The sequence below is a fragment of the Acinetobacter guerrae genome, assembly GCF_009372255.1.
In the GTDB taxonomy this organism is placed as follows: domain Bacteria; phylum Pseudomonadota; class Gammaproteobacteria; order Pseudomonadales; family Moraxellaceae; genus Acinetobacter; species Acinetobacter guerrae.
Map to the genome: position 1 here is coordinate 228645 of NZ_LXGN01000034.1, position 24392 is coordinate 253036.

Here is a 24392-nt window from a genome sequence, read left to right on the forward strand (position 1 = left end):
ATTAAAATAATAAGGAAAGGCTTATAGGAAATTTTACGACTTGTAAAGAAAAATGCATAGAAAATAAACAGACTCATGCGCTCAAAAAAGCACATTTTCAAAACTAACCGATGACAAACGATCTTTATAGAAAATGAAAATCGCCTGCCATAAAATAACAGGCTTAAGATGAATAATAATGGGCTCGTTTCTGAGAAAATTTTTCAAGCTGTTTTAAAAACCCTTCAAAATAACTTTTTTCTTTTTCATCAGTCCGATAACCTGCATATAAAGTACGACGTAAACCCTGTGGTGTAACACAATTCAAACGGCGACTCGTGACCCAGCCTTTTTGTTCATACTCACTCACCACCCAATCAGGCAAGGCGGAAATACCACGACCACTCGCAACCAACTGAATAAGCATTTGTGTTAAATCGGTAGTACGGATGGTCTTGGGTTGAACATTCGCGGGTATAAATAAATGTGCCATGATATCTAAACGATGTTTATCAACTGGATAAGTAATCAGCGTTTCTTCAGCTAAATTCTGCACAGTAATGTTTTCAGCACGTACCAATGGATGTGTATTGGACAACACCAGTCGAGACTCATATTCAAAAATTGGAAAATATTCTATGCCTTTTAACTCGATTGGATCTGCGGTGATTAGCAAATCAAACTCACCATTTTGCAAGAGTTCATGTGGATTGGCTTCAAAACCAGAAGCAAAATCCAGATCGACATCAGGGTATTGTTGGCGATATTGATTTAGTAATGGCATCAACCAGTCAAAACAACTATGACATTCTGAAGAAAAAATGATTCGACCTGTTTGTCCGTGAACGATGCGCGTAATATCACTTTGCGTAATTTGAATCTGAGGTAAGACATCATCGGCAAGTTTTAATAACCTTTGACCAACATTTGAAAAAGTCACAGGTCGACTACGGCGATTAACCACCTCTACCCCATACCAATGATCAAGTTCTTTAAGCTGATGTGAAATCGCTGATGGAGTCAAACATAGATCATTAGCTGCGGCGACCAATGAACCATGCTCACGTAAAGCTAATAAAGTTTTAAGATGGCGAATTTCAAGCATAAAGTCGAATCAAAAATAGTGAATATTATTCATTATATCATATAATTTATTAGCCTGATTCAACATAAATTGTATTTCATTATTCTCTCATAAAATGAATATGGCTCAACTTATATGTCTTTAAAACACAATAATTTTCTAGTCCCATTTTGACAGATCAAGTAGTTTAGCTGCTAACTTTTGACTAAAATATTAAAAATCAATGCGTTAAAAAAATTAAAGATAAAACATAAAAAACTATAACCAAAAACTCTAGGTCTGGGTTGACCTAGGGCTTTTTTATCAGAACGATTGGTCTATCAAATTAACCATAAAGTTATTTTTCAACATCATTAACTTGAGTTTGTGATTGAGCAACCATTGAAAGTAACTGATGACTTTCAACATTGTCGTTTTGATCAAATATCACCTGATAAGAAAGTTTCTTCCCATCAAAATATGATTCTGCAGGCGTTCCAATGACTTCCCACAAACCAATCGAAGCGACATCTGCTAAGCCATGCCAAATCACACGACTGGTTTTATTTGCTTTGGAATAACCTTGTTGGAAAGTATAAATTTCTACACGCTGACCATCTTTATATTCACTTGTAACAGGTGCACCAAACTCAGCAATCACATGATTACGTGAGATACCTGTATTTAGAACACTTAAATTTTTCTTACTGGGCTGATTACTTGCCATTACTACAGCACAACCAGTACTGGTGAATACAGAAACTAACAACCCCACAGCCATACATTTTTTTAACATCTTCATACTCATTATTCTGATTAACTCCATCACCGAATTAAGCCCCGTAATGCAGCATGCAAATATATATTGTATATAGCTTTTTTCAATCACTATTTATCTCTGTAAAGATGTTAAAAATCTTTAACCCCGAGTAAATTAGTTAACTATTATGATCTCTTTCAACTATAATTATTTCTTGATTATTCTCCCATTTCTCTCAATTTTTTTATGCCATCTAAATCAAATACATCGATTGCTTCGGGCTCACCCCGACAATATTCCTTATTCTGGGTCATTTTAGCGCTAGCGATTGGTGGCTTTTGTATTGGAACAACTGAATTTGTCGCAATGGGACTGATTCAGGAGATCGCAACAGATCTACATATCAGTGTCCCAGAGGCGGGGCATTTTATCAGCGCTTATGCGCTGGGTGTGGTGATAGGTGCACCTGTCATTGCCATTTTAGGTGCACGTATTCCTCGTAAGTCGCTATTACTTGGTCTCATGCTGTTTTACGGAATTGCCAATGCATTAACAGCGCTCGCAAATACTCCTGAAACAGTTTTGATTTCACGGTTCATTGCGGGATTTCCTCATGGTGCTTATTTTGGTGTAGGCGCACTTGTTGCAGCCGAGTTAGCTGGACCTAAAAAACGTGCGTCCGCAGTTGCACAAATGATGATGGGACTGACCGTTGCAACGGTATTGGGCGTTCCACTTGCAACATGGTTAGGTCAACATTTTGGATGGCGTTCAGGTTTTGAATTTTCATCCGCTATTGCCTTCATTACATTATTTGCAATTATTATTTTTGTTCCTCAAATTCCTGTTCATGCAACAGCAAGTATTAAGACTGAATTAGCAGGTTTAAAAAATATACACATGTGGCTGACACTGGCTGTAGGCGCAGTAGGTTTTGGTGGTATGTTTTCCGTATATAGCTATGTGTCTCCTATTCTCACAGAATATACCAAAGTGAATATTGATATCGTTCCCATTGCACTTTCAATTTGGGGCGTGGGTATGGTGATTGGTGGTTTACTTGCAGGCTGGTTAGCCGATCGGAATTTAAATAAAACCATCGTTGGCGTTCTGATTAGTTCTGCGCTTGCATTCGTTTTTGCCAGTTTTATGATGAGCCAACTTTATACAGCGATACTTGCATTATTTTTAATCGGCTTTACAGTAATGGGGCTAGGTGGAACCTTACAAATGCGGTTAATGGATGTTTCGGGCGAGGCTCAAGGATTGGCCGCATCGCTGAATCATTCAGCATTTAATCTGGCGAATGCATTAGGCGCTTTTTTAGGTGGATGGGTGTTAAGTCATCAGATGGGTTGGATTGCTCCAATCTGGGTCGGATTTGTACTGAGTTTAGGTGGATTAGCAATTTTACTCATTGCTTTTGCTGTAGAAAAATATAAAAAATAACTTCATCAGGCATGAGATTAAAGCCGAGTAATCTCATGCCTCTGGAAGCTTTTCACCACAATGTGGACAATATTTAAATGCTTTCTTTTGTTGTTCCTGTTCTTCTAAATCCCTTTCACGTATCAGTTGCATAATCACTTCATGCGTTTGCTCTTTACCTAAACCTATTTTTTTGCGTATTCGTTCAATTTCTTTGGTTTCATTTAAATAGTCTATCTGATTTGAAAGAACGAGATTTCTAAACTCCTGAGCAAGTTTCTGATTACGCAAGCTTAATTCATTCGCAAGTCCAGTCGCTAAAATACCCGCAGGCAATGCTGCCAAGCCTACACCCAAAATGGTAATCACTGCGCCCAATAACTTGCCAATATTGGTCACTGGGGTAACATCACCATATCCAACTGTAGTCAATGTAACGACAGCCCACCACATTGCTTCTGGAATAGAACTAAAAACGCCGGGCTGTGCTTTATTTTCGACCACATAAATTCCACCAGCAGCCATCACAATCATGATCAATAAAATAAATATGACAGCCTGAAATGAACCTTTTTCCCGTTCAATGACTGACAGCAATATCTGTAGTGAAACAAAATAGCGAGTCAGCTTGAGCAATCGCAGTAATCGTAAAATTCTAAGAAAACGCAAATCAATCGGTACAATAAAATTAAGATATGCGGGTAAAATGGCTAATAAATCAATGATCGCACCACCACTAGTCACCCATTTCAAGCGTGTTTTCCATGCAGGTTGATCAGGAGATTCTTCAACAACACACCAAAAACGCAATAGATATTCGATTGTAAATAATGCAATTGAAAAGGTTTCAAATAAATCAAAAATCTTTTGATGAGCAAAATAAATTGAATCGATCGACTCCAGCATGACTGCCAAGACGTTTGCAACAATCAAAAAAATCAGAAAAAAATTAAGTACGCGACTTAAAGTACTTTCATAATCATGATTATGTAAATGATTAAAAACAAAACGACGTAAATGACGTATGGAAAATTTAGCCACCATAAACAAAACTTATAATTATGCTCAATACTTTGCTCAATTTATCACGCCCACTCTATTTGTGTAAGCTTTTAGAACTTTCCTTTTGGGAATGTATTAACAGACAGGCAACAATTCTTTATTTGGTAATAAATCAAGACTCTTTCATAATTAAATCACAAACGATAAAGCATTACCCTTCAACTTAATAATGCTAAATACATAAATTATAAGCTTAATCTATTTATTCTAAGGCGGTTTTTATGGGCTTTAAACCAATTCCAGCTGCAATATCCTGTGCTTTGACCCTCATCATCTGGTTTATTATTCCTATCCCTCAAGGTGTTACCCCTGAAGCATGGCATTTATTGGCCATGTTTGTCGGTGTGATCGCTGCAATTATTGGGAAAGCACTTCCGATTGGTGCGATCGCCATCATTGCGATCACATTGGTTGCCCTCACGGGAGTCACCAATCCAAAACCAAGTGAAGCGATTAAGGATGCTTTGAGCAGCTTTGCCAATCCTTTAATTTGGTTGATTGGTGTCTCTATTATGATTTCCAAAGGTTTACAAAAAACAGGTTTGGGCGCACGCTTAGGCTATTTATTTATTGCAGTTTGGGGTAAACGTACCATTGGCATTGGCTATAGTATGGTGCTATCCGAACTTATTCTTGCTCCTGTTACGCCAAGTAATACTGCGCGTGGCGGTGGAATTATCCATCCAATCGTCCGTGCTATTGCCACCAGTTATGATTCCGATCCAGCTAAAGGCACTGAAGGTCGTATGGGTAAATATCTGGCTTTAGTGAACTATCATGCCAACCCAATTACATCCGCAATGTTTGTCACAGCCACTGCACCAAACCCTTTAGTGGTTGATCTGGTCGCAAAAGCAACGGGATCACAAATTTCACTCAGTTGGAGTACGTGGGCAATTGCCATGCTAGTGCCTGGTGTAATCGCATTAGTTATCATGCCGATGGTGATCTACTGGATGTATCCGCCAGAAATTAAGCGCACGCCAAATGCTGCTCAATTTGCCAAAGAACGCTTAAAAGAAATGGGCGCTGTAAGCATCAATGAAATCATCATGCTCTTTATTTTTGGCATTATGCTTTTTCTTTGGGCAGGAATCCCCGCCATGATATTTGGCCCTTCATGGTCAGTTGATGCCACAACAACTGCTTTTATTGGTTTAAGTTTATTGATTTTGACAGGGGTATTAACTTGGGATGATATTCTCACTCAAAAAAGTGCATGGGATACCATTACTTGGTTTGCGGCTTTGGTCATGATGGCAACTTATCTTAACAAACTTGGACTAATTACGTGGTTTTCAGGCGTTCTTGAAAGCAATATTGCTCATCTCGGGCTGAACTGGATATTTGCCAGTTTATTATTAATGCTGACTTACATGTACGCGCACTATATGTTTGCAAGTACGACTGCACATATTACAGCTATGTTTGCTGCTTTTTATACAGCAGGTATTGCACTGGGTGCTCCTCCGATGTTGTTTGCCCTTATGATGGCAGCAGCTTCTAGTATCATGATGACACTGACTCATTATGCAACAGGAACTTCACCAATTATCTATGGCTCAGGCTATACCACTCTAGGGGAATGGTGGAAAGCAGGCTTCGTTATGAGCGTGGTCAATATTGTGATTTTTATTGTCATCGGTGGAATTTGGTGGAAACTTCTCGGTTATTGGTAATAACCTTAAATTTCTCTACATGATTTGAGAAGGTTAAAGCCTGTTATGAAAAGATCATAACAGGCTTTATTATTGAATTAACTCATTTTAAGACGGAATCACTACAAGCTTTTTCTGTACGAATTCATTAAAACCAAGTTCAGAAAGTTCATGCCCATAGCCTGAACGCTTAACGCCACCAAATGGCAACTCTGGTGCTGTTTGGGTCAGACTATTGATCCAGATCATGCCCGTTTCGACACGAGAAGCTAATTTTTTAGCCCGCTCAATATCTTTGGAATGAATTGCACCACCCAAACCATAATGTGATTGATTGGCAATTTTTACAATTTCATCATCATTTTGAGCCACATATAATTGTGCAACGGGGCCAAAAAACTCTTCATACCATGCAGGATTAGTTTCCTGAATATTTTCAAGAATGGTCGCTTCAAAAAAGTTACCCGCTCCATCAATAGGTTTACCACCCAATACTAATGTGGCTCCAGCATCAACAGCCTTGACCACCTGTTTATGTAAGTTTTCTGCTGCCGAAGCTGAAGATAAAGGTCCTAAGCTTGTCGACTCATCCAGTGGATCACCAGTTTTCAGTTTTTTAAAAGCATCAATCATGCCTTGCTTAAATTGTTCAGCAATTTTTTCATGCAAAATAAAGCGTTTCGCTGCGGTACAAACTTGACCTGCATTATTAATACGCGCCTGACAACCGATTTTGATGGCACGTTCTATATCTGCATCATCCAGTACAATAAAAACGTCATTACCGCCTAACTCTAGCGTCGACTTTTTAACATATTTTCCTGCTTGCTCTGCAACACTACTACCTGCACCTTCGGAACCTGTTAAAGCAACACCTTGTACACGCGGATCTTTAATAATATCGGCGACCTGATCAGTTGAGATAAATAAATTTGTCCAAACCCCTGCTGGAGCACCAGATTCATGAATGACTTTCTCAAAGGCTTCGGCACATTGCGGAACAATACTGGCATGTTTGGCTAAAACTGGATTACCTATTGCACAATTTGGTGCAAATACCCGCATAAGTTGATAAAACGGGAAATTCCAAGGTTCAACCGCCATAATAATACCGAGTGGATGATGTTCAACCCACGCCTCTCCCATATTGGTCGGATATTTTTGCGGACTCAGAAACTTCTGTGCATGTTCAGCATAGTATTCGGCAATTTGAGCGCATAGCTCGACTTCACCAAGGCTTTGTTTAATGAGCTTACCCATTTCTGTTGACATCAGTTGTGCTAATTGTTGTTTTTGCTCTCTTAAATTGGTCGCTACTTTTTTGAGTAGTGAAATGCGTTTTTCTAAATCTTTTTGCGACCAATCCGATTTTAATAACTTTTCAGCATCTGCGAGACTTTGATCAATTTTTGATTGATCATGAAATGGATATGTTTTAAGGGTTTGACCGTTATAAGGATTAATCGATTGGTAACTCATGGATATCTCCAATAATTATGTTTATCTAAAATTAAATTTGAACTGTTTAAACACACCAAATCAGTATTTGGTTAAATGGCATTTTATAAAACGAGATTGTTGACACATGACTCGACGAGGCAAGTCACCAGTTGAATACATATCCACATTAAAGACAGTTGAGGACATTGAATAGCGTTTGCAGCAAAACGTCTCTAAAGCCTCACCCAATGATACAAAACAATGTCTTGAACAGTATTTGAGTAAGCAAAATCGTTATTTTTGTATGTTATAAAAATCAAAAGATGTAAGTAAAAAACCTTATTTTTGATAAAAATAAGGTTTTAAATATCGTGGTGAATTGAAGTTAGATCCCGCGCCAATCTACTCGCGCATTACGTTCAGTTTCATAGATACGTTGTACATATTGTCCAAGCGGGAGGCTCAGTAAATAATCTTTGTATTGACGTAATTCAGGTGAACTGATTTCGTTATTTTCCCGCTCCCACGGCGTTCCAGAAAGTTCTAAAATTGGCGAAAGCATCGAGCAAACTGCAATATCTGCCAGACCTAAACGATCACCCACCAGATAACGCCCGAAGTTATCAATCAGACGGTCATTGAGCAGCAATACCAATTCATCCATACGCAGTTTGGATTGAGCAATTTTTTCATCCTCAAGTTCATAACTTTTGGTGACTAAAGTTTTCAAAATTGGTTTTGAAAACTTTTCAAATTGGCGCAAATAGCCTTGTTCACCCATCATGATTTCAAGTGGTTCATCACCATGAGTCAATGCTTGACCTAAACTCCAGCGCCGCACATGTATGCCTAATTCATCTGCAATTTTATCGATTTCAATGGCCAGCTCTCTTAAATGCGGATCTCGACGCAATAACGAATGCTCTGGATAATGATCATCCAGATATAAAGCAATCTGGGTAGATTGAGCAATCCAGCGTTTATCATCTTTTAAAATCGGTAACTTATTTTGACCTGTTTTTAGTTGTGCAAAAGCGCGATGGAAACCAGGAATCAAATTATGTGCGACATAATCCAGTTCCTTATGATCAAGCAACCAGCGAGCTTTTTCACAATAATGAGATAAAGGAAACTGGTATAAAACCCGCATAAAAACTCCAATTTATTTTTTTAGTCAACCAAATGTAAAAAACAACATCTTGTTTTGCTTACTTTAAAAGTAACCCACAATGAAAACAATGTACTTTTTGTGCCAACAATGAGCTTAAATTGCCTATTTAGCTAAAAATTGCGAGTCAAACTATTAGACTTATTTATATATTTTTTTGACGTGTATATCTTTGATTTAAATAAATCAAAAGTCTGATGTGCATGTAAAAAATACAAATTAAACATAATAGATTGATTATTATAATATTTCTCTAATGCTTAAAACCACTTAATTTAGATTAAAAAAGATTAAGCACTTTTCTTCATAAACTACGCGAAATACTTCGTTTAACGGATAGATATAATTTTTCTAAGCTACTGATATCAATGGTGGGTATCATTATGTCAGAGTTAAACTTTTATTCCTCCCGATCAAATCAGGTGATTCAAAACGATCAACAAGCTATAAATGCGGCCTATCAAGTCGCAGATTTTGCTTTAGAAGGTCGTGATCAGCGTGATCAAAAGCGGGTTTTGCCTTTTGAAGAAATCGATCAGTTTAGCCTAAAAGGTTTAGGCGGCATTCGTATCCCAAAACGTTACGGCGGTGCTTTTGTTTCAAATAAAACGCTAGCACATGTGTTTCGTATTTTAAATAAAGCGGACTCTAGCGTCGGGCAAATTCCACAAAATCAAATAAGTTTGCTCAACTTGATCGACATTATGGGCACAGAATCACAAAAACAATTTATCTTTAATGAAATTTTATCGGGTAAACGGCTTGCCAATGGAGGCCCTGAACGTAACAGCAAAGACTCCAAAACATTAAATACCCGTTTAACTGTACAAAATGATCAATATTTTTTAGATGGTGAAAAGTTTTACTCGACAGGCAGTATTTTTGCGCACTGGCTTGCCATTAAAGCGATTCATCCTGAAGGACATGTGGTTCTCGTGATTGTAGATCGATACAGTGACGGAATTGAGGTCATCAATAACTGGAACGGTTTTGGGCAAAGAACCACTGCAAGTGGTACGGTTAAACTGAATCATGTCAAAGTTGATCCAAACTTAATTTTTGACGAACGGATTTTAACTCGAACAGCAACCTATCGTGGTGCTTATTCACAGCTCATGCAGGTTGCAATAGATGTGGGAATCGCAGAAGCGGCTTTTGCAGACTTACTTTCCGCAGTAAGAAAAGCTCGACCTATTATTGATGCCAATGTCGAAAAAGCCCGCCAAGAACCTTACACCTTACAAGAGACAGGCAAACTCAATATTTTACTTGATGCCGCAATTTTATTATTGGATGAAGCTGCTGAATATCTGGATGAGCTTGATCAATTAGATCGGGTAACAGAACAGCAAACCGCAAAAGCATCCATTTTAGTCGCAGAAGCCAAAGTCTATGCCAATGATGCGGCATTACAAATTTCTGAAAAACTGCTCGAGCTTGGCGGTAGCCGCGCAAGTTTAAGCCAATTCAATCTAGATCAACACTGGCGCAACGCTCGCGTACACACTTTACACGATCCCGTTCGCTGGAAAATCCATGCCATTGGCAATTATTACCTAAATGGCGTGTTCCCTGCCCGCCATGCCTGGATTTAAAAAGTCAGGATTTAAGACCTAAATTTAAGGATAACGAGAATGACTTCTTACCAAGCTGCACACCAACCTATTAATAAAGCACTAAGACATCCAAGTACCCAACATTATTCAACGATAAGGATCATTCAAAATGATGCCGAAGCTTTAGAAATTGCAACGCAACTTAGTCAATATTTTAAAGAAAAAAGTGTTCAACGCGATGCAGAGCGTCTTTTACCTTTCGATGAAATTGAGGCTTTCAGTCAATCTGGACTCTGGGCCATCACTGTACCAAAACGCTACGGTGGAGCAGACGTATCTAGCTTAACCGTTGCCAAAATCATTGCATTATTTAGTGGTGTCGATGGGTCAATTGGTCAGATTCCGCAAAACCATTTCTATGCGCTAGAAGTATTACGCAACACAGGCACAGAAGCACAAAAGCAACGCTTATATCAAGAAGTTTTGGCAGGTGCGCGTTTTGGCAATGCATTGGCAGAATTTAAACCCAAGAATGCAAGTTTAAAACAAAGCTCACTTGTTCCATTTGAACAAGGGTATCAGGTCAATGGTGAAAAATTTTATTGCACAGGTAGTTTATTTGCACATCGTATTCCAACATTGGTGGTCGATGCGGAAGGTCGTGAATATCTTGCTTTTATCCAACGTGATAGTGAAGGTTTAACGCTCATTGATAACTGGACAGGTTTTGGTCAACGTGTCACAGGCAGTGGGAGTGTTAAATTTCAGCAAGTCTATGTGGCTGCCGAAGATATTATTCCATTTGATACTGCATTTCAGCAACCAACCTTAGTTGGCCCATTTGCTCAAATTATGCATGCAGCGATTGAAGTTGGTATTGCCCGCGCCGCTTTTGAAGAAACCCTGACACGTGTGCATCAGGCACGTCCATGGATTGATTCTAACTTGGAAAGTGCAGCACAGGATCCTTTGACCATTTATGAAATTGGTCGTGTTGCAGCGGATGTTCGTGCCAGCGAAGTTTTATTGAAACAGGCAGCATTGTCAATTGATGCAGCTCGACTAAATACCACTGTCGACACTGTCGCCAAGGCTTCAATTGATGTCGCCAAGGTTCGGGCGCACAGTACAGATATCGCCTTAAAAGCATCTTCAAAGCTTATTGAATTGGCGGGCAGTCGCGGCAGTCAGGCTGAAGATGGTTTGGATCGTTACTGGCGTAACGCGCGAGTGCATACCTTACATGATGCAGCTCGATGGAAATATTACTTTATTGGAAATTATGTTTTAAACGATGTTCTCCCACCACGCAGAGGGACATTGTAATGACAAAAGAATTACAGAAACAAATATTACTAAATGCCTTTGATATGAATAGTGTCGGTCATATCAATCATGGTTTATGGACGCATCCGCGTGATCAATCGCACCGTTTTAATGAGCTTAGTTATTGGACTGATCTGGCACAGACTTTGGAAAATGGGCTGTTCGATGGTTTGTTTATTGCCGATATCACAGGGGTCTATGATGTCTATAAAAACAACATTGACCTAACGTTAAGAGAATCTATCCAACTACCCAGTCATGATCCCACGACTTTGGTCTCTGCGATGGCAGCGGTTACACAACACTTAGGTTTTGGGGTTACCGTAAATTTAAGCTATGAAACGCCCTACCAATTTGCACGGCGTTTTGCCTCACTTGATCATCTGACGCAAGGACGGATTGGCTGGAATATCGTCACAGGTTATCTGGACAGTGCGGAACGCTTGATTGGACATTCAGGCTTGAAAGATCACGATTTACGTTATGAGCAAGCAGAAGAATTTTTGCAGCTTTGCTATAAATATTGGGAAGGCTCTTGGGAAAATGATGCCATTCAAAAAGACAAAGCCCATCGTATTTTTACGCATCCTAAAAAAGTCCATGAAATTCGGCATCAAGGGCACTTCTATCAAAGTCAGGGCATCTTTCAAGTTGCCCCATCGCCACAACGTACCCCCGTGTTATTTCAGGCGGGTGCCTCTCCTCGTGGTTTAGCCTTTGCTACAGCTCATGCCGAATGTATTTTTATTGGTGGAGATCAACCTGAAAAAATTCGTCAACAAGTCTTGAAAATTCGTGATCAAGCCGTACTCCGTGGTCGCCAAGCAAATGATATTAAAATTTTTCTGGGTATTACTGTAGTAACTGGAGAAACCGATCAAATTGCTCAAGAAAAACTGACTGAGTATCGTCAATATGCCAGTCCTGAAGCTGGGCTTGCGCATTATTCCAGTTCAGTTGGGATTGATTTATCCAAGTTTGCTGATGACGAAGTGATTCCTTACCAAAAAAGTAACAGTATCGCCTCAGTCAATGAAAAGTTTAAAACTGAGCAAATCACCAAGAATGACTTAAAAAGTCAGCATATTTTAGGCGGACGCTATCCGTTGATCGTCGGCAGTGGCAGCAATGTGGCAGAGCAATTAATTCAATTGATTGATGACACAGGCATTGACGGTTTTAATTTGACCCGTACTGTCGCACCAGAATCGCATCAGGATTTTATTGCTTTGGTGATTCCTGAGCTACAACAACGCGGTCGTTATAAAACAGCTTATGAAACAGGATCATTACGTCATAAATTACACCAACAAGGCGATTATTTACCCAAATTTCATCCTGTCGATCAATTTCGATGTCGACCGTTAAAACAAGAAAAAAATGACACTCATTCACAACATATTACAGCTTAAATTTTGGAGTATCCAATGACTCAATCTTCTTCAACTTCTCGCTCACCGAACAAAAAACTGATTATCTTTGGGGCAATTTTTGTCATTCTTATTGTTGGTTTATTGATCTGGAATAAACAGCGCCACACTCAGAATGAACAACTGGTCATTGGCATTAGCCCACCCTTTGCTCACCCACTGCAAGCTGCAGCAAAAGAAGCAGAGAAACAAGGTATTCATGTCAAACTGGTCGAATTTTCCGATTGGAACACGCCCAATATCACTTTAAATAATGGTGATATCGATGCTAACTTTTTTCAGCACCAACCGTTTTTAAGCAATGTCATTAAAGAAACAGGTTATAAATTGAAAGCTTTTGGTGTGGGTGCTGCGTCTCATGTCGGACTATATTCCAAGAAATATAAAAGTCTGGATGAATTACCGCAAAATGCAAGAGTGGTCATTCCAAATGATCCTGTTAATCAGGGACGTGCTTTACTCCTCTTACAACAAGCCAAGCTGATCGAACTCAAAGATCCAAATAACTATTTATCTAAACTGAGTGACATCTCAAATAATCCAAAACATCTACAATTTGTTGAAGTTGAAGGGCCACAAACAGCACGCGCGATTGATGATGTCGATCTGGCTTTTGGTTATCCAAACTATTTACGTCTGGCAAAAACGGTTGATCCTGAAAGTGCTTTAGTGCTGGATGATACGACCAATAAACGCTATGCCATTTTGTTTGTAGTGCGTGATGATTATCAGGATAAAGGCGACAAATTGAAAAAGTTTGTAGAGATTTATCAAAATTCACCTGAAGTCAAAGCAGCGTTGAATCAAGATATAGGTGCAAAACTCTGGTTTCCAGGCTGGGTATAAGGAGCAAGATCATGGTTAGTTTTGGTTCACAGGTTGATTTTGCGATACCACATATCCAGATTCAGGCATTAAATAAAATTTACAGTAGTCATGGAGAAGAAGTTCATGCACTCAAGGATATTCATCTTGATATCCCACAAGGCAAAATTTTAGGCATTATCGGTAAAAGTGGTGCAGGCAAATCTTCGTTATTACGTACATTAAATGGACTTGAGCAACCCAGTTCAGGTTCAATCAAGATTGATCAAGATGAATTGACTACGCTCGATCACACACATTTGATCCAGTTACGTCAACGCATTGGTATGATTTTTCAACATTTTAACTTAATGTCGGCCAAAACAGTCTGGGAAAATGTCGCCTTGCCGCTTAAAGTTTCAGGCTATGCCAAAACTGACATTCAGGCACGTGTCGATGAGGTTTTATCTTTGGTGGGTTTAAGCCATAAAGCTGAACAATACCCTTCCCAGCTTTCTGGTGGACAAAAGCAGCGCGTTGGTATTGCCCGTGCCCTAGTGCATCATCCAGAAATTTTACTTTGTGATGAAGCCACTTCGGCTTTGGACCCTGAAAGCACGTCCGTCATTTCGTCTTTACTGAAAAAAATCAATAAAGAACTAGGTATTACCATTGTGCTGATTACCCATGAAATGCAGGTGATTCGTGAAATTTGCGATCAAGTCGTGGTGATTGAACATGGTGAAATTGTTGAAGCAGGACAAGTCTGGTCAGTATTTTCTAATCCCAAGCAACCCATTACACAGGAACTCTTAAATCTCGAGCAATTAGATTTACCTTTTGAGTTGTATCAACAGCAGCAAATCGATTCAACTCATACCATCATCAAACTGAAATACCAACGTGAAATCAAGCATACGCCCGATTTAAATCAGATTCTAAACGTGTTTGATACGCCAGTGTATTTGTACCAAAGTCATGTAGATACCATTCAACAGCATTTGATTGGATCTTTAATTGTCGGTGTACCGCAACTCAATCTTGATCTGGAACGGATAAAACAGCAACTTACAACACTGATTCAACATGTGGAGGTGATCGGTTATGCACGACCAACTCATTGATTTGCTACTTACGGGAACAATCGATACTTTATTGATGGTGGGTGTTTCAGCATTATTTGCGTTTCTGATTGGGCTACCGCTTGCCGTGATTTTAGTCAGTACATCTGAACATGGTATTTATCCATCACAAAAAATCAATCAACCGATCGGCTGGATCATCAATATCACACGTTCTATCCCTTTTTTGATTTTGATGGTGGCACTGATTCCAATCACTCGCTGGATTGTCGGTACGAGTTATGGCGTTTGGGCAGCAGTCGTACCTTTAACCCTCGCTGCAATCCCTTTCTTTGCGCGCATTGCCGAAGTGAGTTTACGTGAAGTCGATCAAGGCTTAATTGAGGCGGCGCAAGCAATGGGCTGTAACCGCAAACAAATTATCTGGCATGTCCTATTACCTGAAGCTCTACCAGGCATTGTGGCAGGTTTTACCGTGACCATTGTGACCATGATTAATTCATCAGCAATTGCAGGCGCAATTGGTGCAGGAGGACTAGGAGATATTGCCTATCGGTATGGTTATCAACGATTTGATTTGACCATTATGTTTGCGGTGATTCTGGTCTTGATTGTGTTGGTCATGTTGATTCAGGCCACTGGAGATACCCTCTCTCAGCAATTAGATAAACGTAAAGTTTAAACTTGTGTTGATTCACACTTCGCCATGACCTGACTTTGTCATGGCTTTCATGTAAAATCAGCCTCAGTTTTTTATTTACATTTTTTGTGAGTCATCTCATGGGTTTTAATTGCGGTATTGTAGGCCTGCCAAACGTTGGTAAATCGACACTTTTTAATGCATTAACCAAGGCTGCGATTGCCGCAGAAAACTTTCCGTTCTGTACCATTGAACCCAATACAGGCATTGTACCTGTACCTGATGCACGTCTTGATAAACTTGCAGCGATTGTAAAACCACAGCGGATCTTACCAACAACAATGGAGTTTGTGGATATCGCAGGTTTAGTTGCAGGTGCATCTAAAGGTGAAGGCTTGGGCAACCAATTTTTGGCAAATATTCGTGAAACAGATGCGATTGCCCATGTAGTGCGTTGTTTTGAAGATGAAAATGTCATTCACGTCAATGGTAAAATTGATCCACTAGATGATATTGCAACAATTAATACCGAACTTGCTCTAGCTGATTTAGATACTGTTGCCAAAGCATTGTTGCGTTTGACCAAAGTGGCAAAAAGTGGTGACAAAGAAGCGATTGCGACCAAAGCGGTACTCGAAAAAATTCAGCCTTTATTAGATGAAGGTAAACCAGCACGTGCAGCCGATTTAAGTGACGATGAACGCAAACTGATTCGTGGTTTTGGTCTAATGACCTTAAAACCAACCATGTATATTGCCAATGTTGCTGAAGATGGTTTTGAAAATAACCCCCATCTGGATGCTGTAAAACAACTCGCAGAACAAGAAAATGCGATTGTTGTACCATTATGCAATCAGATTGAAGCAGAAATTTCGTTGCTTGAAGATGAAGATCGTGCTGAATTTTTAGAAGCAATGGGAATGGAAGAACCAGGATTAAATGTCGTAATCCGTGCAGGTTATGCCCTGCTTGGTCTACAAACTTACTTTACCGCAGGTGTGCAAGAAGTTCGTGCATGGACAGTCAAAGTAGGTGCAACTGCGCCACAAGCCGCAGGTGTAATTCATACAGACTTTGAAAAAGGCTTCATTCGCGCAGAATGTATTGCGTATGATGACTTTGTACAATACAACGGCGAAGCAGGTGCCAAAGAAGCAGGTAAATGGCGTCTCGAAGGCAAAACCTATGTCGTACAAGATGGCGACGTATTACATTTCCGTTTTAACGTGTAATCAGTCGATTTAATCACGAACAAAAAACCAGCACATGCTGGTTTTTTTATGACTTGTATAAACTTATAAACAATAAATACAACGATAATAATTATCATTATATTTACATAAAACTCAACATCCCCTAAACTAAAGCTGATTAAAACACTTTGATTTTAAGAAAGGATCATTCTGATGGCGTACACCTTACCCGCTTTGCCTTACGCATACGATGCACTTGAACCCAATATTGATGCAAAAACGATGGAAATTCACCATACCAAGCATCATCAAACTTATATTAATAATATCAATGCAGCCATTGAAGGAACTGAGTGGGAAAAACTGCCTGTAGAAGAACTCGTTGCCAAAGTAAATGAAGTTCCCGCCAACATTAAAAATGTCGTGATTAATAATGGCGGTGGTCATGCTAACCATTCACTGTTCTGGACAGTCATGAGTCCTCAAGGGGGTGGTAATCCAACTGGTGCTGTTGCAGAGGCTATCGATCAGGAACTAGGCGGTTTTGATGCATTTAAAGATGCTTTTACCAAAGCCGCAATCAGCCGTTTTGGTAGTGGTTGGGCATGGTTAAGCGTGACTTCTGAGAAAAAACTGGTCGTTGAAAGTAGTGGTAATCAGGATTCGCCACTGATGAATGGAAATACTCCAATTTTAGGTCTGGATGTTTGGGAACATGCCTATTATTTAAAATATCAAAACCGTCGTCCTGAATATATTGCTGCTTTTTATAATGTCGTGGACTGGAATGAAGTCAATCGTCGTTATCAGGCTGCTATTTAATAAGAGGTTTAGCTATTTTGTATACAGGTTCTTATGATATGTCCTTTCCTGCATTACTACGTTATATGGTAGGTATTTTAATTTTGTGCGGAGGTTTATTGGTGTTTTTTCGCCACTTTTTTCAAGTTTAAGTCCCACATCTTTTTTGTATATTTGTCAAAATAGCGACCACAGCCCTATTGTAATGTCTTACAATAGGGCTTGTTGTATGATATTCAGCAGTATTTTTTGATTAATCATATAAACTTAAATCTGAATTAAAAATAAAATTATTACTATAAATTCTAATATTTTTAAGCAAATACAACACAAAAAGCATCTTTTTGATTGTGATCTCATCTTCTATTTTTTAATCAGGTACTAATGCCTTATATTCATCAGATAACTATGAAAAAAATTTCTGTCATTATTCTAAGTAGCACTTTAGCTTTACTCAGTGCAACTGCATTTGCCTGCCCGAAAGGAACAACACTGCAAGGTGGAACAGGCCCAAATCACAAAGGTGGAAAATGTGTAGCTGCTTCGGGCGCGAAAACCAAACCAGTAAAAACTGAAGCCAAGAAAACCTCGCAAACTGTAAAAACCACAGAAGTAAAAACAAGCAAACCCGAAAAAGCAAAAACAACAGCAACAACGACAACCTCGACCACCACTAGTCACGAACAACATTAATTCGATATAAATAGAAAAACGAGATTCAAATGAATCTCGTTTTTACTTTTAACTTAACGTTTAGGGTCGGTATTGCCTAAAGTTGGGTTCGCAATGGCATCTTTACATTGTGATTTATCACGTTCGTAATCTGCCTGCTTTTGGGTAACAGTCGCACTGTTCTCTTTTGTTTCTCTCGCCCACGTATCAAGAGAAGTTAAAGCTTTACGACAGAGTGCATATTTACCTTCAGTGACTGAATCTGTCATTTTGACATTAATGCGCCAGTCTGTACTGAGCTGACGAAGTGGCTTTCGCACCTCTTCATCAATTTGATCAATCTTTTTAGTGTATACAACGGGATCAATTTGATTGATCAATTCCCATGCTTTATGTGCATAAGTCGTTGCATCATTGGTTAAAGTAGGCGCAGCTTTAATTTCAACTTTGTCTGCCTTGTTCTGATCTTGTTGATTACAACCTGAAATCAAAGCCAAAGTTAAAATGAAAGGGGCCAAAATCAAAAATTTGGGTGTTGAAGTGATCATCAACGATTACCTGTCTCAACATTTCGCCACTATGCTAGTGAATTCCAAGACAATACTCAATCTTTCTGAATTTGTTTTTTGAAATCTAAGAATTGTTAATGTTACATTGCTGTTTGATGAGTTTTACCTAAACGTGATCATTAAATGTCTCAAATCAAAATTTATGCAAACCAAAGTACCATTCAACAACATCGAATCACACTTTCAAATGCCATTCATCAAGCATTAGTGACTACTCTTAAATACCCTCAAGACAAGCGTTTTCATCGTTTTATTGCATTCACTCAGGATGACTTTATTTATCCTGTTGACCGCAGTGACTTTTATACCATTATTGAGATTTCGATGTTTTCAGGACGGCAGACAGAAACCAAAAAGCGACTGATTCAACAGATTTTTAGCAATATTCAGGATCAATGTGGAATCAGCCCACAAGATATAGAAATTACTATTTTTGAAACACCCAAAGAAAACTGGGGAATTCGTGGCAAAAACGCCGATGAATTACAACTCAATTATAAGATAAGCATCTAATTTTAATTCAAATTTAAGCATTTTTTTGTTTTATTCATACTGTCGAACAAAACTATATATTTTTATGTGAAACAAGGCTTAATTCGTGTTCGAGTTCTGCTATGCTTAATACCCAACTTTTGCACGGATGATTCGCATGAGCGTGACTATTGGTACTCCCCTTCAATCTTCTGCCTTTAAGGTGCTGTTATTAGGTTCAGGAGAACTCGGTAAAGAAGTGGTCATTTCTTTACAACGTTTAGGAGTCGAGGTTCATGCCGCAGATCGTTATGATCATGCTCCAGCGATGCAAGTTGCACATTATTCTTATACACTCAATATGGCCGATGCAAATGAATTACATCAACTTATTGAAAAAATAAAACCGAATTTAATTGTTCCAGAAATCGAAGCGATTGCAACTGAGGTTTTAGTTGAAATTGAAAACAAAGCCATTGCGACAGTGATTCCTTCTGCCAAAGCGGTCAATCTAACGATGAACCGTGAAGGCATTCGTCGTTTAGCTGCCGAAGAATTAGGCTTGCCAACTTCTGCTTATCGCTTTGCAGATTCACTGGAAAGTTTCCGCGCTGCCTGCGATGACATTGGTTATCCAAACTTTGTAAAACCCGTGATGTCGTCTTCTGGTAAGGGGCAATCTCGTGTAAAAAGTTTTTCAGAAGTCGATGCAGCTTGGGAATATGCACAAACTGGCGGTCGAGTAAATCAGGGCAAAGTCATTGTCGAATCACAAATTGATTTTGATTTCGAAATTACGTTGCTGACTGTTCGTGCTAAAAATCCAGAAACAGGTGAAATTGAAACTCAATATTGCGATCCAATCGGCCACCGTCAGGATTCGGGTGATTATGTTGAAAGCTGGCAACCTCAACCAATGACTGAAGCAGCATTGGTCGAGTCAAAACGAATTGCACATAAAGCGACCTCTGCACTTGGCGGATGCGGCATTTTTGGGGTAGAACTTTTTGTAAAAGGCGATAAAGTCTGGTTTAGTGAAGTTTCGCCTCGCCCGCATGACACAGGACTGGTGACTTTAGCATCTCAGTTCCAAAGTGAATTTGAACTACATGCACGTGCTATTTTAGGTTTGCCAATTAATACAACTCGGCATAGCGTAGCAGCAAGTGCCGTCATTTATGCAGGTGTAGATGCCAATAATTTAAGCTATCACAACTTAAATAACGCATTAGCACATCCAGATACTGACTTGCGTTTATTTGGCAAACCAGAAGGTTTTAAACGTCGCCGTATGGGTGTTGCAACTGCTCGTGCTGAAGACACCGAAAAGGCACGTGAGTTAGCACAACAAGCTGCTAATCATGTTCAAGTTCAAACCAATTCATAAGTTTTAAAGTGGGTCTATTTTTATGATTAATACTTCTCCGCTGCTGAGTTATGTCACGAGTCACCATGACATTCAAGCGATTAATCAATGGCGTAATGACGTTGAACAGCAGCTACAGGAGTTTTATGAAAATGGACAACCCATACGAGATATTGTGTTGGCGCGTTCCAATTTTATTGATGAAGCTCTCGTCTTTCTTTGGAATCATGCGGGATTGAATCAAACAGATTTGGGGCTGTTTGCTGTTGGTGGTTACGGTCGCCGTGAAATGTTGCCTTATTCTGATGTCGACATCATGATTTTATCTGAACATGACATCACGCCTGAACAGGAAAAACAAATTTCAACTTTTGTTTCTACGCTCTGGGATGTAGGAAACTTTAAACCTGGTATTAGCGTACGCACCATTCGTAACTGTTTTGAAGAAGCGACCAATGATTTAACAGTTGCAACAACCTTGATTGAAGCACGACTGATTACAGGAAATTCGCATTTAGCCAAATGGCCTCGTCGTATTGTTTCGCAAACATGGACTGATAAAACTTTTTTTGATGCCAAAATGGAAGAGCAGGAAAAACGTCATGCTCAACATAACAATACCGAGAGCAATCTTGAGCCAGATATAAAGAATGCTCCCGGCGGCATCCGTGACATGAATCAAATTGGCTGGATTGCCAAGCGACATTTTCGGGTCAACCGCATTTATGATTTAGTTCATCTTGGCTTTATTTCTGAGTTTGAACTGAGTGTACTTGAAGAAGCTGAAAGCTTTTTATGGGAAATTCGCCATCATTTACATCGCCTGACTAAACGTGATGAAAACCGACTTTTGTTTGATTATCAACGTGATATTGCAGCCAAATTTGGTTATGTACAAGAAGAAGGTAAACCTGCCAATTACGCAATAGAACAGTTCATGAAACGTTACTATCGTACCGCACAGCAGGTTTCAACATTAAATGAAATGCTACTGGCCTATTTTAATGAGTCAGTGATTACCCCACGTTTACCTAATTACGAACGTAAAATTGAAGAAATAAATGAAAACTTCAAATTGGTCGATGGCAAACTTGCCGTTCAGCACCACAAAATATTTGCTGAACATCCAAGCGCAATTTTAGAACTTTTCTATTTATTAGCGAATCGCCCTGAAATCGAAGGTATTCGTGCCAGAACTTTACGTTTATTAATTATGGCTGCAAAACGGATTGATCGAGAATTTCGTGATAATCCAGCCCATCAAGCTTTATTTATGGCCATTATTCGTTCGCCGCATCGTCTTTATGACACGCTAGTAGATATGAAGCGTTATGGCATTCTGGGGAATTACATTCCTGCATTTGGTCAAATTATGGGACTGATGCAGTATGACTTGTTCCATATTTATACAGTTGATGCGCATACACTTTTACTGATTCGTAATTTAAATCGCTTTAAAGAACCAGAATTTGCACAGCATTTCCCAGTCGTCAGCTCGGTCTTTCAGCGTTTGGCACGCCGCGATATTGTTTATCTGGCCGCTATTTTTCATGATATTGCCAAAGGTCGTGGCGGTGATCACAGTGAATTGGGTGCTGAAGACGCAATTGAATTTTGCCGTAAACATGGCTTTACCGAACGAGAGTGTAAACTGGTTGCGTGGCTGATTCAAAATCACCTACTGATGTCGCTTACGGCGCAGAAAAAAGATATTTCTGATCCTGACGTAATCAAAGAGTTTGCTGAAAAACTTGGCGATATGGAACATTTGGACTATCTATATAGTTTAACCGTTGCCGATATTAATGCGACCAACCCAAAACTCTGGAATACATGGCGCGCTTCATTAATGCGTCAACTTTATACTTATTCAAGAGATGTCATTCGCTCAGGTTTAGGTCGTCCTGTGGATTATCAGATGTTGATTGAGGACACTAAATTTACTGCGGGCGAAACCTTAGTCAATGAGTTTTCCCTAGATGCAGTAGAGAAAGTCTGGCAAGAGCTTGGCGATGAATACTTCCTCAAAGAGTCGGCAGACGAAATTGCGTGGCACACTCGCGCAATTTTACAACATGGTGACAATCCGACACCGCTGGTTTTATTCCGTACACATCGTCAGTCGACTCAGGCACAAGATGCTATCCAACTTTTCATCTATACCCAAGATAAACCTAACCTGTTTGCAACTACAGTTGCCGTATTAGATCGTATGAATCTGGATGTACAAGATGCGCGGATTATTACTGCAACCAAAGCTTTTAGTTTAGATACCTATGTGGTGCTGGATCGTTTTGGTACACTGCTTACCGATCCTGAACGTGAGGCGACTGTCAAAGAAGCCTTGGTGAAAGCGCTTAGCCAATCTGATAAATACCCAGGACTCATGCAACGTCGTATTCCACGTCAACTTCGTCATTTTGATGTAGAAAATACCGTTGATATTACACTTAACCCTGCTCTTCAACAAAATATGGTTGAAATCTCAACACTTGATCATCCCGGGTTACTGGCACGAGTGGGTGGATTATTTATGATGCAGGGACTAGATATTCATTCAGCCAAAATTGCAACATTAGGCGAACGGGCTGAAGATATTTTCTTTGTCACCAAAAAAGATGGTCAACCCATGACTGTTGAAGAAGCTAAGCTTTTTGCAGTACAGTTAAAATCTGCATTGGATGAAGCTTCTAATCAAGTGGTTAGTCAACACTAACTCTGTTTTTACAAATCGGTAATTGTTTAATGAACTCAAGTTTGTCCTTATTACATCCTTATCCTTTTGAAAAGTTAAATGCTCTTTTTAAGGATATCAAACCCGCAGATATGCCGTTGATTGCACTTTCAATTGGAGAACCCAAGCATCCTGCTCCTGAGTTTGTAAAACAGGCAATTATTGATAACTTTCAACACTTATCTACTTATCCCAATAGCAAAGGCTTACCAGAGCTACGTCAAAGCATTGCGAACTGGCTGACTCAGCGCTTTCAACTTAATAGTATTAGTGCAGAAGATCATATTTTACCTGTCACAGGTACGCGTGAAGGAATTTTCTCTTTTGTGCAAGCGCTGATTAATCGTGAAGATGCACCTTATGTGGTGATGCCAAATCCTTTTTATCAGATTTATGAAGGTGCAGCTTTGCTTGCAGGCGCGAAACCGTATTTTATCAACTGCACGCCTGAAAATGATTATTTGGGTGACTTTGATGCGGTTCCAGCCGAAGTCTGGGAAAAAACAGCATTATTGTTTGTGTGTACACCGGGTAATCCTACTGGTGCTGTATTGTCCAAAGAACAATTTAAAAAACTGATTCAACTGTCAGATCAATACGATTTTGTGATTGCCTCTGATGAATGCTATTCAGAACTTTGGTTTGATCAAGCACCAGTTGGTTTATTGGAAGTATGTGCCGAAATTGGTCGTGATGATTACAAAAACTGTATCGTTTTTCATTCATTGTCCAAACGTTCCAACTTACCGGGAATGCGCTCTGGTTTTGTCGCAGGTGATGCCGAGCTATTAAAACCCTATTTAAAGTTTCGTACATATCATGGCGCAGCAATGCCTGTACAACACCAGCTTGCATCAATCGCAGCATGGAATGATGAAGCGCATGTCGAAGAAAATCGTCAACAATACCGCGCTAAATTTAATTTATTTCAATCTGAACTTGGTTCTTTGTTAGCCCTAAAAAAACCTGATGCTGGATTTTATTATTGGTTGCAAGTGGATCATGATGAAGCTTTTGCCAAAACGTTGATGGAAAAAGCCCATATTAAAGTATTACCGGGACGTTATTTATCTCGTGAAACGACACATGGGAATCCAGGCGAAAATCATGTGCGTATGGCATTGGTCGCAGACTTGGCACAATGTGAACAAGTGGTACAACGTTTAAAGAAAATCCTGTAAATTTTGACA

General features: G+C 39.4%; 21 protein-coding genes. 15 read left to right on the forward strand and 6 right to left on the reverse strand.

The features are described 5' to 3' along the window. Positions 1 to 163 precede the first annotated feature (163 nt). Together A7A69_RS10860 and A7A69_RS10865 are read right to left on the reverse strand one after the other, a co-directional pair. Entirely contained in the window at positions 164 to 1084 is a 921-nt protein-coding gene (locus A7A69_RS10860) for a LysR family transcriptional regulator (RefSeq protein WP_152877507.1), read from the reverse strand. Positions 1085 to 1400: 316 nt separating this feature from the next. Continuing rightward, positions 1401 to 1838, reverse strand: coding sequence for a hypothetical protein (locus tag A7A69_RS10865; RefSeq protein ID WP_171499492.1), 438 nt, complete (start codon positions 1836 to 1838; stop codon positions 1401 to 1403). A 210-nt stretch (positions 1839 to 2048) separates the two neighbouring features. Here A7A69_RS10865 and A7A69_RS10870 point away from each other — a divergent pair, with 210 nt between their 5' ends. Further along, on the forward strand, positions 2049 to 3251 hold the full coding sequence (locus tag A7A69_RS10870) for an MFS transporter (protein WP_120368940.1): 1203 nt from the start codon (positions 2049 to 2051) through the stop codon (positions 3249 to 3251). Positions 3252 to 3284: 33 nt separating this feature from the next. On the opposite strand, the gene A7A69_RS10875 is transcribed toward A7A69_RS10870, so the two are convergent. After that, positions 3285 to 4274 (reverse strand): ion transporter, encoded by a 990-nt coding sequence (locus A7A69_RS10875; RefSeq protein WP_152877509.1) that lies wholly within the window; start codon positions 4272 to 4274, stop codon positions 3285 to 3287. A gap of 239 nt (positions 4275 to 4513) precedes the next feature. On the opposite strand from A7A69_RS10875, the gene A7A69_RS10880 reads away from it, so the two are divergent. Continuing rightward, positions 4514 to 5971 (forward strand): DASS family sodium-coupled anion symporter, encoded by a 1458-nt coding sequence (locus A7A69_RS10880; RefSeq protein ID WP_152877517.1) that lies wholly within the window; start codon positions 4514 to 4516, stop codon positions 5969 to 5971. Between the two features lie 87 nt (positions 5972 to 6058). Here the strand turns inward: A7A69_RS10880 and A7A69_RS10885 are convergent, their stop codons facing one another. Next, a complete protein-coding gene (locus A7A69_RS10885) occupies positions 6059 to 7429 on the reverse strand; it encodes an NAD-dependent succinate-semialdehyde dehydrogenase (protein ID WP_152877520.1) in 1371 nt (456 codons plus the stop codon). 346 nt (positions 7430 to 7775) lie between these two features. After that, positions 7776 to 8540 carry a glutathione S-transferase family protein gene (locus A7A69_RS10890; protein ID WP_152877522.1) on the reverse strand — a complete coding sequence of 255 codons (765 nt, stop codon included), beginning with the start codon at positions 8538 to 8540 and terminating at the stop codon, positions 7776 to 7778. 401 nt (positions 8541 to 8941) lie between these two features. On the opposite strand from A7A69_RS10890, the gene A7A69_RS10895 reads away from it, so the two are divergent. From A7A69_RS10895 to A7A69_RS17020, 9 genes are all read left to right on the forward strand, one after another. Then, on the forward strand, positions 8942 to 10153 hold the full coding sequence (locus A7A69_RS10895; RefSeq protein ID WP_421721588.1) for an SfnB family sulfur acquisition oxidoreductase: 1212 nt from the start codon (positions 8942 to 8944) through the stop codon (positions 10151 to 10153). Between the two features lie 39 nt (positions 10154 to 10192). Beyond that, complete coding sequence (locus A7A69_RS10900) at positions 10193 to 11440, forward strand: SfnB family sulfur acquisition oxidoreductase (protein WP_152877526.1); 1248 nt, start codon at positions 10193 to 10195, stop codon at positions 11438 to 11440. Then, positions 11440 to 12852, forward strand: a complete 1413-nt coding sequence (locus A7A69_RS10905) for an LLM class flavin-dependent oxidoreductase (RefSeq protein WP_152877528.1) — start codon at positions 11440 to 11442, stop codon at positions 12850 to 12852. The genes A7A69_RS10900 and A7A69_RS10905 overlap by 1 nt, the downstream gene beginning before the upstream one ends. Before the next feature lie 15 nt (positions 12853 to 12867). Next, complete coding sequence (locus tag A7A69_RS10910; RefSeq protein WP_120368932.1) at positions 12868 to 13716, forward strand: MetQ/NlpA family ABC transporter substrate-binding protein; 849 nt, start codon at positions 12868 to 12870, stop codon at positions 13714 to 13716. 11 nt (positions 13717 to 13727) lie between these two features. Continuing rightward, positions 13728 to 14798, forward strand: coding sequence for a methionine ABC transporter ATP-binding protein (locus A7A69_RS10915; protein WP_152877530.1), 1071 nt, complete (start codon positions 13728 to 13730; stop codon positions 14796 to 14798). Continuing rightward, positions 14779 to 15438: a methionine ABC transporter permease gene (locus A7A69_RS10920; RefSeq protein WP_120368930.1), complete on the forward strand. Its 660-nt coding sequence runs from the start codon at positions 14779 to 14781 to the stop codon at positions 15436 to 15438. Before A7A69_RS10915 ends, A7A69_RS10920 begins: the two co-directional genes overlap by 20 nt. Positions 15439 to 15536: 98 nt before the next feature. Further along, positions 15537 to 16628 carry a redox-regulated ATPase YchF gene (gene ychF, locus A7A69_RS10925; RefSeq protein ID WP_120368929.1) on the forward strand — a complete coding sequence of 364 codons (1092 nt, stop codon included), beginning with the start codon at positions 15537 to 15539 and terminating at the stop codon, positions 16626 to 16628. A 174-nt stretch (positions 16629 to 16802) separates the two neighbouring features. Continuing rightward, complete coding sequence (locus A7A69_RS10930) at positions 16803 to 17411, forward strand: superoxide dismutase (RefSeq protein WP_152877532.1); 609 nt, start codon at positions 16803 to 16805, stop codon at positions 17409 to 17411. Between the two features lie 387 nt (positions 17412 to 17798). Next, positions 17799 to 18083, forward strand: coding sequence for a hypothetical protein (locus tag A7A69_RS17020; protein WP_187349218.1), 285 nt, complete (start codon positions 17799 to 17801; stop codon positions 18081 to 18083). A 53-nt stretch (positions 18084 to 18136) separates the two neighbouring features. On the opposite strand, the gene A7A69_RS10940 is transcribed toward A7A69_RS17020, so the two are convergent. Next, entirely contained in the window at positions 18137 to 18610 is a 474-nt protein-coding gene (locus A7A69_RS10940) for a hypothetical protein (RefSeq protein WP_152877536.1), read from the reverse strand. 144 nt (positions 18611 to 18754) lie between these two features. Between A7A69_RS10940 and A7A69_RS10945 the strand changes: the two genes are divergently transcribed. From A7A69_RS10945 to dapC, 4 genes are all read left to right on the forward strand, one after another. Further along, positions 18755 to 19144 carry a tautomerase family protein gene (locus A7A69_RS10945; RefSeq protein WP_152877538.1) on the forward strand — a complete coding sequence of 130 codons (390 nt, stop codon included), beginning with the start codon at positions 18755 to 18757 and terminating at the stop codon, positions 19142 to 19144. Between the two features lie 127 nt (positions 19145 to 19271). After that, the gene (purT, locus tag A7A69_RS10950; RefSeq protein ID WP_152877540.1) at positions 19272 to 20489 is read left to right on the forward strand and encodes a formate-dependent phosphoribosylglycinamide formyltransferase; all 1218 of its coding nucleotides are present in this window, start codon (positions 19272 to 19274) and stop codon (positions 20487 to 20489) included. A gap of 22 nt (positions 20490 to 20511) precedes the next feature. Then, entirely contained in the window at positions 20512 to 23184 is a 2673-nt protein-coding gene (glnD, locus tag A7A69_RS10955; protein WP_152877542.1) for a [protein-PII] uridylyltransferase, read from the forward strand. A gap of 29 nt (positions 23185 to 23213) precedes the next feature. Then, positions 23214 to 24383: a succinyldiaminopimelate transaminase gene (dapC, locus tag A7A69_RS10960; protein WP_152877544.1), complete on the forward strand. Its 1170-nt coding sequence runs from the start codon at positions 23214 to 23216 to the stop codon at positions 24381 to 24383. Positions 24384 to 24392: the final 9 nt, after the last annotated feature.

Excerpts from the sequence above, each read along its gene's own strand:
- A7A69_RS10860 (WP_152877507.1), bottom strand. The coding sequence starts at position 1,084 with ATGCTTGAAATTCGCCATCTTAAAACTTTATTAGCTTTACGTGAGCAT.
- A7A69_RS10865 (WP_171499492.1), bottom strand. The coding sequence starts at position 1,838 with ATGTTAAAAAAATGTATGGCTGTGGGGTTGTTAGTTTCTGTATTCACC.
- A7A69_RS10870 (WP_120368940.1), top strand. The coding sequence starts at position 2,049 with ATGCCATCTAAATCAAATACATCGATTGCTTCGGGCTCACCCCGACAA.
- A7A69_RS10875 (WP_152877509.1), bottom strand. The coding sequence starts at position 4,274 with ATGGTGGCTAAATTTTCCATACGTCATTTACGTCGTTTTGTTTTTAAT.
- A7A69_RS10880 (WP_152877517.1), top strand. The coding sequence starts at position 4,514 with ATGGGCTTTAAACCAATTCCAGCTGCAATATCCTGTGCTTTGACCCTC.
- A7A69_RS10885 (WP_152877520.1), bottom strand. The coding sequence starts at position 7,429 with ATGAGTTACCAATCGATTAATCCTTATAACGGTCAAACCCTTAAAACA.
- A7A69_RS10890 (WP_152877522.1), bottom strand. The coding sequence starts at position 8,540 with ATGCGGGTTTTATACCAGTTTCCTTTATCTCATTATTGTGAAAAAGCT.
- A7A69_RS10895 (WP_421721588.1), top strand. The coding sequence starts at position 8,942 with ATGTCAGAGTTAAACTTTTATTCCTCCCGATCAAATCAGGTGATTCAA.
- A7A69_RS10900 (WP_152877526.1), top strand. The coding sequence starts at position 10,193 with ATGACTTCTTACCAAGCTGCACACCAACCTATTAATAAAGCACTAAGA.
- A7A69_RS10905 (WP_152877528.1), top strand. The coding sequence starts at position 11,440 with ATGACAAAAGAATTACAGAAACAAATATTACTAAATGCCTTTGATATG.
- A7A69_RS10910 (WP_120368932.1), top strand. The coding sequence starts at position 12,868 with ATGACTCAATCTTCTTCAACTTCTCGCTCACCGAACAAAAAACTGATT.
- A7A69_RS10915 (WP_152877530.1), top strand. The coding sequence starts at position 13,728 with ATGGTTAGTTTTGGTTCACAGGTTGATTTTGCGATACCACATATCCAG.
- A7A69_RS10920 (WP_120368930.1), top strand. The coding sequence starts at position 14,779 with ATGCACGACCAACTCATTGATTTGCTACTTACGGGAACAATCGATACT.
- ychF (WP_120368929.1), top strand. The coding sequence starts at position 15,537 with ATGGGTTTTAATTGCGGTATTGTAGGCCTGCCAAACGTTGGTAAATCG.
- A7A69_RS10930 (WP_152877532.1), top strand. The coding sequence starts at position 16,803 with ATGGCGTACACCTTACCCGCTTTGCCTTACGCATACGATGCACTTGAA.
- A7A69_RS17020 (WP_187349218.1), top strand. The coding sequence starts at position 17,799 with ATGAAAAAAATTTCTGTCATTATTCTAAGTAGCACTTTAGCTTTACTC.
- A7A69_RS10940 (WP_152877536.1), bottom strand. The coding sequence starts at position 18,610 with ATGATCACTTCAACACCCAAATTTTTGATTTTGGCCCCTTTCATTTTA.
- A7A69_RS10945 (WP_152877538.1), top strand. The coding sequence starts at position 18,755 with ATGTCTCAAATCAAAATTTATGCAAACCAAAGTACCATTCAACAACAT.
- purT (WP_152877540.1), top strand. The coding sequence starts at position 19,272 with ATGATTCGCATGAGCGTGACTATTGGTACTCCCCTTCAATCTTCTGCC.
- glnD (WP_152877542.1), top strand. The coding sequence starts at position 20,512 with ATGATTAATACTTCTCCGCTGCTGAGTTATGTCACGAGTCACCATGAC.
- dapC (WP_152877544.1), top strand. The coding sequence starts at position 23,214 with ATGAACTCAAGTTTGTCCTTATTACATCCTTATCCTTTTGAAAAGTTA.